Origin of the sequence: Sagittula sp. P11 (assembly GCF_002814095.1) — a bacterium.
In the GTDB taxonomy this organism is placed as follows: Bacteria; Pseudomonadota; Alphaproteobacteria; order Rhodobacterales; family Rhodobacteraceae; genus Sagittula.
The window spans coordinates 2,487,530-2,503,038 of the sequence record NZ_CP021913.1 but is presented as its reverse complement, the minus strand read 5'-3'; the positions used below and the strand labels follow the sequence as shown (position 1 = coordinate 2,503,038).

The 15,509-nt window shown below is 69.1% G+C and carries 13 protein-coding genes and 1 pseudogene; 6 read left to right on the top strand and 8 right to left on the bottom strand.

All coding sequences use genetic code 11. The annotated features are described in order from the left end of the window. The first annotated feature begins 7 nt into the window (after nt 1-7). Genes CDO87_RS12050 through CDO87_RS12040 form a run of 3 tightly spaced genes read left to right on the top strand, consistent with a single transcriptional unit; the run spans nt 8 to nt 3,833 of the window. The gene (locus CDO87_RS12050) at nt 8-733 is read left to right on the top strand and encodes a ribonuclease activity regulator RraA (protein ID WP_100929001.1); all 726 of its coding nucleotides are present in this window, start codon (nt 8-10) and stop codon (nt 731-733) included. Beyond that, nucleotides 730-2,283 (top strand): UxaA family hydrolase, encoded by a 1,554-nt coding sequence (locus CDO87_RS12045; protein WP_100929000.1) that lies wholly within the window; start codon nt 730-732, stop codon nt 2,281-2,283. Before CDO87_RS12050 ends, CDO87_RS12045 begins: the two co-directional genes overlap by 4 nt. A 26-nt stretch (nt 2,284-2,309) precedes the next feature. Next, entirely contained in the window at nt 2,310-3,833 is a 1,524-nt protein-coding gene (locus CDO87_RS12040) for an aldehyde dehydrogenase (NADP(+)) (protein ID WP_100928999.1), read from the top strand. A 242-nt stretch (nt 3,834-4,075) separates the two neighbouring features. Here CDO87_RS12040 and CDO87_RS26740 read toward each other — a convergent pair whose 3' ends face one another. From CDO87_RS26740 to CDO87_RS12015, 6 genes are all read right to left on the bottom strand, one after another. Then, on the bottom strand, nt 4,076-4,750 hold the full coding sequence (locus CDO87_RS26740; protein WP_157814978.1) for a hypothetical protein: 675 nt from the start codon (nt 4,748-4,750) through the stop codon (nt 4,076-4,078). Between the two features lie 368 nt (nt 4,751-5,118). Further along, a complete protein-coding gene (gene cydX, locus CDO87_RS12035; RefSeq protein ID WP_100928998.1) occupies nt 5,119-5,256 on the bottom strand; it encodes a cytochrome bd-I oxidase subunit CydX in 138 nt (45 codons plus the stop codon). A 21-nt stretch (nt 5,257-5,277) separates the two neighbouring features. Beyond that, a complete protein-coding gene (gene cydB, locus CDO87_RS12030; protein WP_100928997.1) occupies nt 5,278-6,441 on the bottom strand; it encodes a cytochrome d ubiquinol oxidase subunit II in 1,164 nt (387 codons plus the stop codon). A gap of 5 nt (nt 6,442-6,446) precedes the next feature. Further along, a complete protein-coding gene (locus CDO87_RS12025; RefSeq protein WP_100928996.1) occupies nt 6,447-8,045 on the bottom strand; it encodes a cytochrome ubiquinol oxidase subunit I in 1,599 nt (532 codons plus the stop codon). A 163-nt stretch (nt 8,046-8,208) separates the two neighbouring features. Further along, nucleotides 8,209-9,852 carry an amino acid ABC transporter ATP-binding/permease protein gene (locus CDO87_RS12020; protein ID WP_100928995.1) on the bottom strand — a complete coding sequence of 548 codons (1,644 nt, stop codon included), beginning with the start codon at nt 9,850-9,852 and terminating at the stop codon, nt 8,209-8,211. Next, nucleotides 9,849-11,420: an ABC transporter ATP-binding protein/permease gene (locus tag CDO87_RS12015; RefSeq protein WP_100928994.1), complete on the bottom strand. Its 1,572-nt coding sequence runs from the start codon at nt 11,418-11,420 to the stop codon at nt 9,849-9,851. The genes CDO87_RS12020 and CDO87_RS12015 overlap by 4 nt, the downstream gene beginning before the upstream one ends. 130 nt (nt 11,421-11,550) lie before the next feature. On the opposite strand from CDO87_RS12015, the gene CDO87_RS12010 reads away from it, so the two are divergent. Next, nucleotides 11,551-12,051: an Rrf2 family transcriptional regulator gene (locus CDO87_RS12010; protein WP_100928993.1), complete on the top strand. Its 501-nt coding sequence runs from the start codon at nt 11,551-11,553 to the stop codon at nt 12,049-12,051. A 35-nt stretch (nt 12,052-12,086) separates the two neighbouring features. On the opposite strand, the gene CDO87_RS12005 is transcribed toward CDO87_RS12010, so the two are convergent. Together CDO87_RS12005 and CDO87_RS12000 are read right to left on the bottom strand one after the other, a co-directional pair. Continuing rightward, on the bottom strand, nt 12,087-12,638 hold the full coding sequence (locus CDO87_RS12005; protein WP_100928992.1) for a hemerythrin domain-containing protein: 552 nt from the start codon (nt 12,636-12,638) through the stop codon (nt 12,087-12,089). A 31-nt stretch (nt 12,639-12,669) separates the two neighbouring features. Then, nucleotides 12,670-13,020: a universal stress protein gene (locus CDO87_RS12000; RefSeq protein ID WP_308213884.1), complete on the bottom strand. Its 351-nt coding sequence runs from the start codon at nt 13,018-13,020 to the stop codon at nt 12,670-12,672. A 349-nt stretch (nt 13,021-13,369) separates the two neighbouring features. Here CDO87_RS12000 and CDO87_RS11995 point away from each other — a divergent pair, with 349 nt between their 5' ends. Together CDO87_RS11995 and CDO87_RS11990 are read left to right on the top strand one after the other, a co-directional pair. Beyond that, nucleotides 13,370-14,059: a response regulator transcription factor gene (locus tag CDO87_RS11995; protein WP_100928990.1), complete on the top strand. Its 690-nt coding sequence runs from the start codon at nt 13,370-13,372 to the stop codon at nt 14,057-14,059. Nucleotides 14,060-14,162: 103 nt separating this feature from the next. Continuing rightward, nucleotides 14,163-15,490, top strand: a pseudogene (locus CDO87_RS11990) (MFS transporter). The last annotated feature ends 19 nt before the right edge of the window (nt 15,491-15,509 follow it).

Genomic DNA, 15,509 nt, shown 5'->3' with positions numbered 1-15,509 from the left:
ACACCGCATGACCGACTTTCCGCTCAAACCCGACACCAAGGCGCAGCTTGAACAGGTCTCTGTCGCGACGCTGGCCACCGCGCTCTTCAAGCGCGGGCTGAAGAAGCAGGTGCTGCAGGACGTCCACCCGGTCGCGATGAAGGGCCGCAACATGGTCGGCCCCGCCTTCACCCTGCGCTACATCCCCGCCCGCGAGGACCGCAACGGGATCGAGGTCTTCCGCAACCCCGACCACAAGCAGCGCGTCGCCGTCGAAACCTGCCCCGAGGGCCACGTGCTGGTGATGGACAGCCGCGGCGACGCTTCCATGGCCTCCGCCGGGGACATCCTCATCACCCGGCTGATGATGCGCGGCGGCGCGGGCGTCGTGACCGACGGCGGTTTCCGGGACGCGATGAACATCGCCACGCTGGAGATGCGCGCCTACCACCAGCGCCCCTCCTCGCCCACCAACCTCACCAACAACGAGGCGATCGAGATCAACGGCCCCATTGGCTGCGGCAACGTCGCGATCTTTCCCGGCGACATCATGGTGGGCGACGACGACAGCGTGATCGTCATCCCCGCGCACCTCGCCGACGAGATCGCCGCCGAGGCGACCGAGATGACCTCCTACGAGGATTTCGCGCTGGAACAGGTGAAGGCCGGGGCGACCATCATCGGCCTCTATCCCTGCACCAAGGACGAGAACCGCCAGAAGTACGAGGACTGGCGGCAGAAGACCGGGCGATGACCGATACCCTGACAGCCAGCCCGGCGCACACCGTGCCCGGCCCCCTGATCCGCCTCGATGCGCAGGACAACACCGCCGTCGCGCGCGTGGCCATCGCCGCGGGCACCGACCTGGGCGACGGGCTGGTGGCGCTTTCGGACGTGCCCGCGGGCCACAAGGTAGCCACCCGGCACATCGCCCGTGGCGCGCCGGTGCTGAAATACGCCACGGTCATCGGCTTTGCGGGCGAGGACTGCCCGCCCGGCACCTATCTGCACGCCCACAACGTGCTGATGGACGAGGTGCAGAAGGACTACCGCTTCGCGCAGGACTACCGCGCCCCGGACCTGCTGCCGCCGGAACAGCGCGCCACCTTCCTGGGCTACGCACGGGGCGACGGCCGCGTCGGCACCCGCAACTACATCGGCGTCTTCATCACCGTGAACTGCGCCGCCACCGTCGCCCGCAGGATCGCCACGCATTTCGACGAGGACCGGCTCGCGGACTTTCCCAACGTCGACGGCGTCGTGCCCTTCATCCACCAGCAGGGCTGCGGCATGGAAGGCACGGGCGAGGCGATGGACCTTCTGCACCGCACGCTGGCGGGCTACATCCGCCACCCCAACGTCGCGGGCGCGCTGGTCGTCTCGCTCGGCTGCGAACGCAACAACCTCGACCGCTTCTTCCGCGACACCGCGCTGGAAAGCGGCAAGATGCTGCACACCGTCCGCATGCAGGACGTGGGCGGCACCGCCGCCGCCATCGCCGAGGGCAAGGCCGCCATCCTCGCGATGCTGCCCGAAGCGAACACAGCCACCCGCACGCCGCAGTCCGCCGAACACATCACCGTGGGCCTGCAATGCGGCGGCTCCGACGGGTTCTCCGGCCTCTCCGCCAACCCCGCGCTCGGCCGCGCCGTCGACCTGCTGACCCGCAACGGCGGCACCGCGATCCTGTCGGAATTCCCCGAACTCTACGGCATCGAACACACCCTGACCGCCCGCGCAAAGGACGAGGCCACGGGCCGCGCCATCCTCGACCGGATCAGGTGGTGGCTCGACTACACCGACGGCAAGGACGTGCAGATGCAGGGCGTCGTCGGCCCCGGAAACATGCAGGGCGGGCTGGCCAACGTCATCGAAAAGGCGCTCGGCGGCGCGAAAAAAGGCGGTTCCTCCGGCATTCAGGCGGTCTACCGCTACGCGGAGCCGGTGACCGCGCACGGGCTTGTCCTCATGGACACACCCGGTTACGACCCTGTCGCCGCCACCGGACAGATCGCGGGCGGCGCCAACCTGATCGCCTTCACCACCGGGCGGGGGTCGTGCTTCGGATCCTACCCCGCACCGACGATCAAACTGGCATCCAACACGCCGATGTACACGAAGATGCTCGGCGACATGGACATCAACTGCGGAACCGTGATTGATGGCGCCACCACGCTCGACGCCCTGGGTGAAACGATCTTTGCCCGCATCCTCGCCACCGCATCCGGCGAGGCCACGAAAAGCGAAGCCGCAGGCGTCGGCGCAGATGAATTTGCCCCATGGCCGATCGGAGTGACCGGCTGAGGCACCGACCACAAAGGGAGAGAACTATGCCCAAAGACACATTCACCCCCCACGGCAAGCACCTGATCGCAGGCGAATGGATTGCCTCCGACCAGACGTTCCAGTCCGAACCGGCGCACGGCCCGGCCCATGCGTATGCCGTCGGCACGCCCGACCTCGTGGACCGCGCCTGCGAGGCGGCGGAAGAAGCCTTCTGGACCTACGGCTACACCACCCGCGAGGAGCGCGCCACCTTCCTCAACGCCATCGCGGACGAGATCGAGGCCCGCGCCGACCAGATCACCGAGATCGGCACGCAGGAAACCGGCCTCCCCGAGGCACGCCTCCAGGGCGAGCGCGGCCGCACCACCGGCCAGCTCCGGCTGTTTGCCACACACATCCAGAAGGGCGACTACCTCGACCGTCGCCATGACGAGGCCCTGCCCGACCGCCAGCCGCTGCCCCGCCCCGATCTGAAGATGGTGCAGCGCCCGATCGGCCCGGTGGCCGTGTTCGGCGCCTCGAACTTCCCGCTGGCCTTTTCCACCGCCGGGGGCGACACCGCCGCCGCGCTGGCCGCGGGCTGCCCGGTCGTGGTCAAGGGCCACTCCGCCCACCCCGGCACCGGCGAGATCGTGGCCGAGGCGATCCACGCCGCCATCGAGAAATGCGGCATGCCCAAGGGCGTGTTCTCCCTGATCCAGGGCGGCAAGCGCGACGTGGGCCAGTCCCTCGTCCAGCATCCGCTGATCAAGGCCGTGGGCTTCACCGGCTCGCTCGGCGGCGGTCGCGCGCTCTTCGACCTCTGCGCCCAGCGTCCCGAACCGATCCCCTTCTTCGGCGAGCTCGGCTCCGTAAACCCGATGTTCCTGCTGCCGGAGGCCGCCAAGGCCCGCGGCGCGCAGATTGGTGAAGGCTGGGCCGGGTCGCTGACCATGGGCGCGGGCCAGTTCTGCACCAACCCCGGCATCGCCGTGGTCGAGGCAGGCCCCGAGGGCGACGCCTTCGTGCAGGCCGCAGCCGAGGCGCTGAAGGGCGCCAGCAGCCAGTGCATGCTGACCGACGGCATCGCGCAGGCCTACAAGGACGGCAAGAAGCGCTTCGACGGCCGCAACGCCGTGCGCCCGGTGCTGGTCACCGACAGCGAGGGCCGCAACGCGCTGCCCAACCTCTACGAGACCGACGCCTCCGACTACCTGCAGGACCACGCCCTGGGCGAAGAGGTCTTCGGCCCGCTCGGCCTCGTGGTGCGCGTCACCGGCCCCGACGAGATGGAGACCCTGGCCAAGGGCTTCGAAGGCCAGCTCACCGCGACGCTGCACATGGACGACGGCGACACGGCGCTCGGCAAGCGCCTGATGCCCGTGCTGGAACGCAAGGCGGGCCGCATCCTGGTGAACGGCTTCCCCACCGGGGTCGAAGTGGCCGACGCCATGGTCCACGGCGGCCCCTACCCGGCCTCCACGAACTTCGGCGCGACCTCCGTCGGCACCCTCTCCATCCGCCGCTTCCTGCGGCCGGTCTGCTACCAGAACATGCCCGACGCCCTCCTCCCCAGCGACCTCGGCTGAGGCAGGGCGCCAAGGCGCGACACAAAGGGCCCCGGAGCGATCCGGGGCCTTTTTTTGTGTGGGAGCGGATCTCGACCGGCCAGAGTATGCCTTGCCAAATACGGCCCGTTGCCGACATTCACGCAGGGTGCCGATGCTGCGGTGCCTTCTTCCTGAAGCTGCCGTTGGCACTTTCGCGCGGCAACCTCGACACCGTTGAAGTCGGCTATGCGGACGAAGTTTGCTTTCGCTGCGGCTGCACCTCAACGTCCGAAAATTCGCTGCCGAAAACTACGCTTGCCCGGACTGGCTGACGTATTTTCCAAGACCTCGTAGCACTGCAAAATTGTGCCTTTCTCAGGCAATTGACCGTAGATGAAGTTAAAGAAATGTCTGCCTAACAGCATGGGGATATCGAAGGCATAGTCCACCGAACTGCTTCCCCAAGGTTTAACCGAGCCACCAATCCGCTCTGCAATAGCCTTAAGTTCATCGGGAACGGCATCAACTTTTACCGCATCGACAATCTGGTTTCTTTGCCGTTGTAAGACTTCGTCACGTATTTCGGAGAATATCTTCGGCGGTTGGCCTGTGATCTTAAGGTGTACCGGGTCGTTCCCATCACCGTGATGTGCGACGCTCCAGCGTTTAGAAATCGGCGTGTATTTGGCGATGCTCGAATGCATGCAAAATTCAGAAACCGATACGACATAACAGTGCTGCCCTTGCTTGCAGCCCAAATGCGGATTGATTTTGTTAAGTTGGAAGCTGTCCGGTTCTTGGCTCCACCAAATCGTCCATCCGTTGGAAAGCTCCGCAATAAAGGGCTTCGCACTGCTGGGGACCTCGGGCTCAGGAGGGCCAAGTTCCAATCGGTAGTTCGAGGCAAGCTCGGCCGCAGACAATCGCGTCGCCAAATAGGAAACGTTGAAACCCATTGTGTTTGGCACTCTCCGTTCGGTCTTTGTCTGATCTGCCAAGCGCAAGACAACATGGAAGAAATGCAGACACAAGAGTTCTTGTGACTGACTGCGTTGAACAGGTGAAAGCCGAAACTCATTTCAAGTGCAGCGCTCGGTAGCTTTGGGAACCAAAGCTGACGTTAGTGGTATGCGTAGCGAATGACCGCTTCCCGCCCTTTCCGGATGTGGCAAGGCAGCCGAAACTGCGAACGCTTCCTGAGAAGCGGAGAAATCTTCACGGACGGCAATTCGAACCAGCGCACCGGCCCGTCCGATCTCCCCCCGCACCCGATACCAAAAGGCCCCGGATCACCCCGGGGCCTTTTCCACGTCACGCCACAGCCTCAGCGCGCCGCTTCGTCCTCCTCGCGGTCCGCGTCCTCGGCGGTCCATGCGTCGGAACGCAGTTCGAGCCACATCGCGTTCATCACCGCGAACAGCGCGGCCAGGGGCAGGCCCAGAAGCCAAGCGAAATACCACATATCCCGTCTCCTTTCCTCGGTTCAGTACAGCGCGTCGGAATTTCCGGTCACGTCGTCCTCGGTGACCTTGCCCCAGAGCACCCGGTAGACCCACGCGGTGTACATCAGGATCAGCGGCATGAAGATCACCGCGCAGACCAGCATGATGAACAGCGTCAGGTGCGAGGACGAGGCGTCCCACACCGTCAGAGAGCTGTCCGGGTCCACGGTGGACGGCAGGATGAACGGGAACATCGTCAGCCCGACGCTGGAGATGACGCCGAGGATGCCCAGCTTCGACGCCAGCAGCGTCGTCACCTCGCGCCCGGCCTTCAGCCCCATGACCGCCAGCGCGATCCCGGCAAAGCCCATCAGCGGCGCCACGGCGATCCACGGACGCTCCGCATAGGCCGAGAGCCACGAACCGCCGCGCACCACCTCGCTCAGCAGCGGGTTCGACGGGCCGTCCGTCACCGCCTCTCCGGCAAAGGCGAACCCGTCGACGCCCACCGCCAGCCACAGCCCGGCCAGCGCATAGCCGCCCGCGGCGACCATCCCGGCGGTCACGCCGATGGCGCGGGCCCGGTCCTTCACCGCGCCCTCCGCCTTCACCGACAGCCAGGCCGCGCCGTGCATCAGCAGCATGGCCATCGACACCACGCCCGCCAGCAGCGCGAAGGGGCGCAGCAGGCCCACGAACTTGCCCAGCATCGACCCGTCGTACATCGGCATCAGGTCCTGCGTCAGGTGGAAGGGCACGCCCAGAAGCACGTTGCCCACCGCCACGCCGAACAGCGTCGCCGGCACCGCGCCGCCCGCGAACAGCGCCCAGTCCCAGCGTTCCCGCCAGGCCGGGTCCTCGCGCTTGGAGCGGTACTTGAACGCCACCGGGCGCACGATCAGCGCGGCGAGGATCACGAACATCGCGATGTAGAACCCGCTGAACGACACGGCATAAAGCGGCGGCCAGGCGGCAAAGATCGCCCCGCCGCCCAGGATGAACCACACCTGGTTGCCTTCCCACACCGGGCCGACCGTGTTGATGACGACCCGGCGTTCCACGTCGGTCTTCGCCACGAAGGGCAGAAGCGCGCCCACGCCCATGTCGAAGCCGTCCGTCAGGGCAAAGCCGATCAGCAGCACCCCCAGAAGGCCCCACCAGATGACGCGCAGCGTCTCGAGATCTATCAGGTCCGAAAGGATCATGTCGCTTACTCCGCCGGGGACACGACGCCGCGCGAACGCAACCGCGCCTCGTGCCGCCGTTTCCAGTCTTCGGTCTCCGCAACGTCCTGGAACGGACCCTTGCGGATGTATTTCACCATCAGGCTCACCTCGATCACGAAGAGCACCGTGTAGAACAGGATGAAGCCTGCCAGCGTGAACAGCACGTCGGCCACGCTGAGGTGCGACACCGACATCGCCGTGGGCAGCACGCCCGAGACGGTCCAGGGCTGGCGGCCGAACTCCGCCACGAACCAGCCCATCTCGGCGGCGATCCACGGCATGGGTATCCACGCGACCGCGCCCCACAGGGCCCACCGCGGGAAGGTCATCCGCCGGAAGGACGCGCGCCAGAAGAAATACGCCGTCAGCAGGATGAAGCTGAAGCCGAGGCCCACCATGATCCGGAACGCCCAGAACAGCGGCGCGACGCCCGGCACGGTGTCCCAGGCCGCCTGGTCGATCTGCTCTTCGGTGGCGTCGCGCGGGTCGTCGACATAGCGCTTCAGCAGGAAGGCATAACCGAGGTCCATGGAGTTCTGCTCGAACACGAAGCGCGCCTCGGGCGGGACATCCCCGCGGTTCTCGCGCACGGTCATCAGCGCGTCGTAGGCGATGATGCCCCGCCGCACGCGCTCCTTGTTCTCGGCCACCAGATCCTTGATGCCGGGGATCTCCTCCGTCAGGCTGCGGGTGCCGATCAGCCCCATCAGCCAGGGGATCTCCACGGCGTAATGCGTCTCGCGCGCTTCCTGGTCGGGCAGGCCCACCAGCGTGAAAGGCGCGGGCGCCTCATGCGTCTCCCACATCGCCTCGAGGGAGGCGAGCTTCATCTTCTGCACCTGTCCGGCGGAATAGCCCGACTCGTCGCCCAGCACGACCACCGACAGCGCCGAGGCGAGGCCAAAGGCCGAGGCGACCGCGATCGACCGCCGCGCGAGGTCGGTGAACCGGCCCTGCAGCAGGTAAAGCGCCGACACCCCCAGCACGAAGAGCGAGGCGGTCACGTAGCCCGCACTCACCGTGTGCACGAACTTCGACTGCGCCACCTCGTTGAAGATCACCTCGAAGAAGTCGGTCATCTCCATGCGCATGGTCTCGGGGTTGAACTCCGCGCCGACCGGGTTGTTCATCCAGCCGTTGGCGATCAGGATCCACAGCGCCGAGAAGTTGGACCCGATGGCCACCAGCCAGGCGACGACGCAATGCGCGACCTTCGACAGCTTGTCCCAGCCGAAGAAGAACAGCCCGACGAACGTGGCCTCAAGGAAAAAGGCCATCATCCCCTCGATGGCCAGCGGCGCGCCGAACACGTCGCCCACGTAGTGCGAGTAGTACGACCAGTTCATGCCGAACTGGAATTCCATCGTGATGCCCGTCGCGACGCCCAGCACGAAGTTGATGCCGAACAGCGTACCCCAGAACTTCGTCATCTGCCGCCAGATCGGGCGGTTCGTCATGACGTAGACGGTCTCCATGATGGCGACGATGATCGACAACCCCAGCGTGAGCGGCACGAAGAGGAAGTGATACATGGCCGTCAAAGCGAATTGCAGGCGCGACAGCTCGACCAGTCCGATCTCCATGAGAGAGCTCCTTGGTGTTTTTTTCCGCATCCGGGATGCGGAATTCGTGGCGCTTATATATTCCACATTCACGATACGAAATTGACACAGGTCAAATTCCGCATCACGGTTACGACATTAGCCCACTCGCCCGGGAGGGGAATGTCACAGATTGGCGCGGGTCTCAGGATGCGGGCGGACGCAGCGTCACCACCCGGTCGGCGCCCGATATCTCGGCCTGCCGGTGGGCCGCCAGAAGGATCGCTGCATCGGGCAGCGCCGCGCGCAGACCGGCCATGACACGCTCGGCCGTGGCGCGGTCCAGACCCTCTGTCGGTTCGTCCAGCAGCAGCACCTCGGGCCGCCGCAGCAGCGCACGGGCCAGCACCAACCGCCGCGCCTCGCCGCCCGACAGGCCCGCGCCGTGGAACCCCAGCGGCGCGTCCAGCCCGCCCTTGCCTGCGACGACACGGCTCAGCGCCACCGCCTCCAGCGCCGCCGTCAGGTCCGCCTCCGTGGCCTCCGGCGCCGCCAGCCGCAGGTTCTCCGCCACGGTTCCGGCGATCAGCGCGTGGCGCTGCGGGACCATCGCGACCGTCCGGCGCAACGCGCGCTCCGGCACCGCCGAAACATCCGTCCCGCCCAGCGTCACCCGCCCGCCGACCGGCGCCAGCACCCCCGCCGCCATCAGGAGGAGCGTGCTCTTGCCGCTGCCGCTCGGCCCGGTCAGGGCCACCGTCTCGCCCGCCGCGACCCGCAGCGACACCGGCGCGAACAGCGCCCGCCCCTGCCCCTGCGCGAATGTCACGTCCTCCAGGACCAGCATTCCGGACGGCGCCACACCCCCGGTCTCCTCCGGCACATCCAGCGCCGGCGCCACCCGCCGCGCGGCAGAGATCATGCGCCCGACCTCCGCCAGCGCCCGCCGGACCGGGGCCACCGTCTCGCCCAGCGCCAGCGCCGCCAGCGTCCCGATCGCCACCTCCGGCGCGCCGATTTCCCCGGCCCGCGCCAGCGTCGCACCAAGGCCAAGCGCCCCGCCGACCACCAGCGTGCCGATCAGGTCGAGGCCGAAACCCATGCGTCGCTCCACCCGGTCGACCTCCGCCCGCGCCTCCGCATGGCGGGCCACCGCGCCCTGCACCGCCTCTGCCGCGCGGTCCAGCTGCCCGAAGACCGCCAGATCCTCGCGCGCGCCCACCATGTCCACCAGCCGCGACCGCATCGCCTGCATTGCCGCCTCCGCCCGGCGCGCAGGGCGCCGCGCCAGCCGCGCCCCGAACAGGAACACCAGTGTCGGCCCCACGAGGTACCCGCAGGCGACCCACAGCCCGACCCACGGGTGCACCAGCCAGGACAGCACCAGCCCGCTCGCAAGGATCACCGCGCCGCCCGCCAGCCCCGGCAGCAACAGCCGCAGCATCACCCCGTCCAGCGCGTCGATATCGGCCACCAGCCGGTTCAGCACGGCCCGCGCCCGCAGCCGCTCCAGCCGCCGCCAGGGCGCCGCAACCAGCCCCTGCATCAGCCGCACCCGCAGCCGCGACAGGGCGCGCAGGGTGGCGTCATGGGTCAGCACCCGCTCGCCATACCGCGCCGCCGTCCGCCCCAGCGCCAGCAGCCGCACCATAGCCGAGGGCACGAAGACGTTGAACAGCGCGCCCGTGCCCGCCAGACCGGCCACCGCCGCCGCCGTGATGAACCAGCCCGACACGCCCAGCAGCGCCACGCCCATGACCAGCACCAGCACGGTCAGCGCGAAGCCCCTGAGCACGGCCCGGACCTCTCCGGCCACAAGCGGCCCGACGATGCGCCACAACGCCCTCATGACCCGGCCTCCAGCGTCACGACCCGGTCCATGCGCGCCGCAAGCCCCGCGTCATGTGTCGCCACGACCAGCGTGCCGCCCGCCTGCGCGAAGGACAGCAATGCGCCCGCCACCGCCTCTGCCGTCGCCTTGTCGAGGTCCGCGGTCGGCTCGTCCGCCAGCAGCGCGCCCCGGCCCGCCATCAGCGCGCGGGCCAGCGTCACGCGCCGCGCCTCTCCGCCCGACAGGCCCGCGCCGCGCTCGCCCAGCACGGTCAGCGCGCCGCGCGGCAGGGCCGCCAGCACCTCCGCCAGTTGCGCGCGGGCCACCACGTCGCCGGGCACCTCCGCGCCGAAACCCACGTTGTACCGCAGCGACCGGTCGAGGAAATGCGGCGCCTGCGGCATCCATCCCAGCCCCGCACGCCAGCCGTCGATCACCTCAGGCAAGGGACGTCCGCCGACAAGCACCTCGCCCGCCGAAGGCCGCTCAAGCCCCGCCAGCACGCGCAGCAGCGTCGTCTTGCCCGCGCCGCTCTGGCCCATGACGGCCACGCTTTCGCCCGGGGCCACCTCCATCTCCGGCAGCGCGATGCCCCGCACCACCACGCCGCGCAGCGACAGCGGCCCGGCGGGCGGCACATGCTCACCGCCGCGCATCAGCTCCGGCCGGGTCTCGGCGCGCCACGCGGTCAGTTCCGCCTCCACCGCCTCAGCCGCGGCCTTGTCGTGCCACGCGGCGGCAAGGTCGCGCAGCGGCTGGAAGAACTCCGGCGCCAGCAGCAGCAGCCAGATGCCCGCCGCCGGGGACAGCGCGCCGCCCCAGGTGCCCCAGCCGATCACACCCAGCAGGTGAAAGCCGGTCCAGACCGCCACCATCGCCACGCCCAGCGCCGCGAACAGCTCAAGCACGGTGGAGGACAGGAAGGCAATGCGCAGCACCGCCATGGTCCGCGCCCGCAACCCTTCGGAGGACGCCGCGAAGCCGCTCACCACCGGCCCGCCCGCCCCGACCAGCCGCAGGTCGGCCAGCGCCGACAGCCGGTCCACCAGCAAATCGCTCAGGTCGCCGATCTCGACCATCTGGCGCGCGCTGGCCTCTTTCGCCGCCCAGCCGACCAGCGCCATGAAGACCGGGATCAACGGCCCCGCCATCAGGAAGATCAGCGACACGGCCCAGGACTGCGACACGGCGATGGCGAGGATCAGCAGGGGGACGACCATGGCGCGCAGCCGGGCGGGGCGGTAGCGCATGAGGTAGGGGCGCAGCGCCTCCAGCTTCTCCGCCAGAAGCGCGGCCAGCGCGCCCGGTCCGCCCAGGGCCGACGGCGCGGCGGCCTTCGCCTCCACCTCCACGATCTCGGCCCGGGCGGCGCCGATGCGGGCCTCTGCCAGCGCCGAAAGCTGCGCCTGCGCCACCTGTTCGAGGGCCGCGCGCACCGCGCCCAGCGCCACGAAGCCGCCCGCCATGCCCCAGACCGGCAGCGCGCCGGTCCCGGCCAGCAGGTCGGCCAGCAGCGCCGCCAGCAGCCAGGCCTGCACCGGCCACACCAGCGCCTGCGCCAGCGAGGCCGCCTGTCCGTTCCGCATCGTCACCCTCCGTCCGCGGCATTCCGCTCCGCCCCGTGCCGTGGCCCGGGACCGCGCCGCGCGCCCTGATCTGGATCAAGGTTATTCCGCACCGCGGATGCAAGAAAGACGCCCAGCCAGAGGAGCGGCCATGCGTCTCACCACACGAACCAACCTTGCCGCACGTGTCCTGATGTTCTGCGCCGTCAATCCCGGCACGCGGGTCCGCAGCGCCGAGATCGCCGCCGCCTGCAATGCCTCCGCCAACCACATAGCCCGCGTGGTGCAGCAATTGCAGGCCGAGGGCTTCCTCGACACCCAGCGCGGGCGCAGCGGCGGGCTGCAACTGGCCCGCCCCCCGGCGGCCATCTCCATCGGCACGGTTTTCCGGCTGTTCGAGACCGAGATCCCCTTTGCCGAATGTTTCGACCCCGTGTCCAACACCTGTCCGCTGACCGGCGCCTGCCGCCTGCGCGGCTTCCTGACACGCGCGCTCGACGCCTTCTATCACGAGCTCGACCGCGTGACGCTCGACGACCTGACGCGCGGCAATTGCGGGCTTGAGCAGCTCCTGACGCTGGCCCCGGCGCTCGCGGGGGCCTGCAACGGCACGGACATGGCAATCGCACCTGTCCCGCGCACCGGCTCGTAGGGCGGGGCTTTGCGCCGCCTCCCCCGGCCTGCCGCTCAGTGCAGCCCGTCGGGTCCGTGTTTCAGGATCACCGGCACGATCAGGTCTTCCTCGTCGGCGAGGTGCCGGCGCAGCAGCGTCTCGAAGCCGATCACGTCCTCGCGGAAGGTCCCGGCCTCGCGCTGGCCGCGCAGCACCCCGTTGGCGCCATCGGCGAATCGCGCGATCAGCCCGTCCATCGCGTGGTGGTCGCGGTCGAGTATCTCGAACCCCCGGTCCAGCCGCGCCTCGCGCGCCTTCAGCACCGGAAAGTAATGCATGTCCTCGATCTGGTGGTGACCGTGCAGGTTCTGCACCAGCATCCCGCCGTAGCGGCTCAGCCGGGCCTGCATCTCGCGCGGGTCCATCTGGCCGTCGACCACGCCCTCCGCATCGGTCCGCATCACCTCGCAGAGCTGGCGGAACATCTCGTGCCGGTCCAGCCAGAAGGCCACCAGTCCGGCAAAGTTGGGGTGCGCCTGCCAGTCGGCACGCGGGAACGCCTCCAGAAGCACCCTCAGCGCCTCCGGCAGCCCGTCCCGTTCCGTCAGATCGTAAAGCTTGTCCATACGCGCACATCTGGGCGCGCAGGGGTCCTTGTCAACGCACCACGTGCACAGCACAGGTCACATGACGCACAACATGCGCCGCGACCGAGCCGATCAGCAGGTCCTGCATCCCCGGCCGGTGCGAGGCCATGACCACAAGGTCCACGCCGTGATCCTCCACCCAGTCGACGATGGACCGCCCCGCGTGGCCGGTGATCACGGCGGGCACGCCGCCCGGCACCTCCTCGGTCAGATGCGCGATCTCCTCCGCGATCCGCTGCCGCGCCTCGGCGAGATAACCCGCCGGCAGGTAGCCCTCGATGTAGCCCGGCACCTCCTCGACCACGTGCAGCACGGTGATCGTCGCGTCCTCGCCCGCCAGCCGCCGCGCCACCTCCAGCACCTTCGGGACCGCGGGCCCCCCCGCCTGGTCGAGCGCGACCGGAACCAGAATGTTGTGATATATGGAAAGGCCTCCTGCCCCGCCGCCCGCCCGCCGGGCCGGCTCTCGGGCTCATCCTGCGCCCGGCCGCCGCAACCCGCCTTGATTCAGGTCATGCCGCGCCCGCGCCGGAAAGCGGCCACAATACGCACACATTGCACACGTAACCCGTTAAGCAGGTGACAGAACGCACCTCCCTCCGCGCCCGGCGGCCAAAACGGCTCCTCCCGTGCGCGCACCGACTGCCATGTGCGTGGCCCGCTCCGGGCCAGCCGCAGCGGACACGCTCCCGATCAGAGTGAGGAGACCGATGCGTTACCTGATTGCCGAAACCGACTGGACCTTGATGACCCTCGCCGCCGAGCTTGCCGCGAACGGCACGCTGATGACGCGCACCGACCGGATCGAGGACATCCCCCACTTCATGCGCCATGGCGAGGCCGACCTGCTGATCGTCGCCGCCGACCAGCTCGGGCCGCGCGGCCTGTCGCTCGCCGCGATCCGCCGTGCCGCGCCGGACATGCCCGTGGCCCTCGTGACGCCGAGGCCCACGCCGGAACAGATCGCCGCGCTGCTCGACGGCGGCGCCGACTGCGTGCTCGATTCGGCCCGCCCCGCCGAAGAGAACGTCGTCACCCTGCAGGCCGTCGCCCGCCGGTCGCGCGGGCTGGGCCGTCCGCAGATCCTCCACGGCCCGCTGCGCATCGACCTGCTGACCCGCAAGGCCTACCTGCTGGCCTGCCCGATCAAGCTCTCGCCGAAGCTCTACGAGCTGCTCGAATACCTCGCGCTGCGGCCGGGGCGGCTGGTCACGCGGTCGGAACTGCTGTCCCACATCTACGGGCTTGAGAACGAGCCCGACGCCCGGGTCTTCGACGTCTACGTCTGCAACCTGCGCGCCTGCCTCGCGGCGGCGGACGGGGCGGTGGACATCGAAACCGTGCGCGGCTCCGGCTTCCGATTTGCCGCCGCCGACCTCGTCACCCCGATCGCGGCCTGATCCCCGCCTGATCGGCAAGACCCTTGGCCGGGGTCGTGAAACGACGCCGCAAGGACGCAGATCCCCGATGATCCGGACCCCGGCCCTGTGCTAGGGTCCGGACATGCTGAGCGTCCTCGCCCACCCCGTCTACAGCCGCCTTTTCACCGCGCAGGTCATCGCCCTGCTCGGCACCGGGCTGATGACCGTGGCGCTCGGCCTTCTGGCCTACGACCTAGCCGGGGACCGCGCCGGGGCCGTGCTGGGCACCGCGCTCGCCATCAAGATGATCGCCTACGTGGGCCTTGCTCCGCTGGCCAACGCCGCCGCCGAACGCCTGCCCCGCAAGGCCGTGCTGATCGGCGCCGACCTCCTGCGCGCCGCCGTGGCGCTGGCGCTGCCCTTCATCGACGCGGTCTGGCAGGTCTATGTCCTGATCTTCGTGCTTCAGGCCGCCTCCGCCACCTTCACCCCCGCCTTCCAGGCGCTGATCCCCGACATCCTGCCGGAAGAGGCCGCCTATACCCGCGCCCTCTCGCTGTCGCGGCTGGCCTATGACCTCGAAAACCTCGTCAGCCCGACCATCGCGGGCCTGCTCCTGCTGGTGATGAGCTACCACGGCCTTTTCGCGGGCACCGTGGCGGGTTTCCTCGCCTCCGCGCTGCTGGTCGGTGTCACGCCGCTGCCCGCGCGCGGCGAGACCACCGCCGCAGCTTTGCCGACCGGCTGACCCGGGGCGCGCGCATCTACCTCGCCACGCCCCGGCTGCGCGGGCTTCTGGCGCTGAACCTCGCGGCGGCGGCGGGCGGCGCCTTCGTCATCGTCAACACCGTGGTGATCGTCCGCGCCGCCTTTGCCGGGACAGAGGCCGACGTGGCCTATGCGCTCGCCGCCTTCGGCGTGGGCTCGATGCTGACCGCGCTGGCCCTGCCGCGCCTGCTCGACCGGCTGGCAGACCGCCCGGTGATGATGACGGCGGCGACGCTTCTGGCGGCGGTCACGCTGGGCCACGGCCTCTGGCGCCTGACCGGCGGCGCCGTGCCCTGGGCCGCCCTCCTCGCGCTTTGGGCGGTGAACGGGATGCTCTACTCCGCGATCCTGACGCCTTCGGGGCGGCTTTTGCGCCGGTCCTCCGCGTCCGGCGACCGGCCCGCGCTGTTCGCCGCGCAATTCGCCCTGTCCCACGCCTGCTGGCTGCTGACCTACCCGCTGGCGGGGTGGGTCGGCGACGCCTTCGGCATGACCCCGGCGCTTCTGCTGCTGGGCGGGCTGGCGGCCGCAGGCGTGCTGACAGGCGCACGTGTCTGGCCCGCAGGCGACCCGTCCGAACTGGCGCACGACCACCCGGACCTGCCGCCCGACCATCCGCACCTGAAGGCCTACGGACACAAGCGGCACCGGCACGTCTTCGTCATCGACGACGAACACCGCGCCTGGCCCTCCCACGGCTGACCCGGCCCGCCGCTGCGGC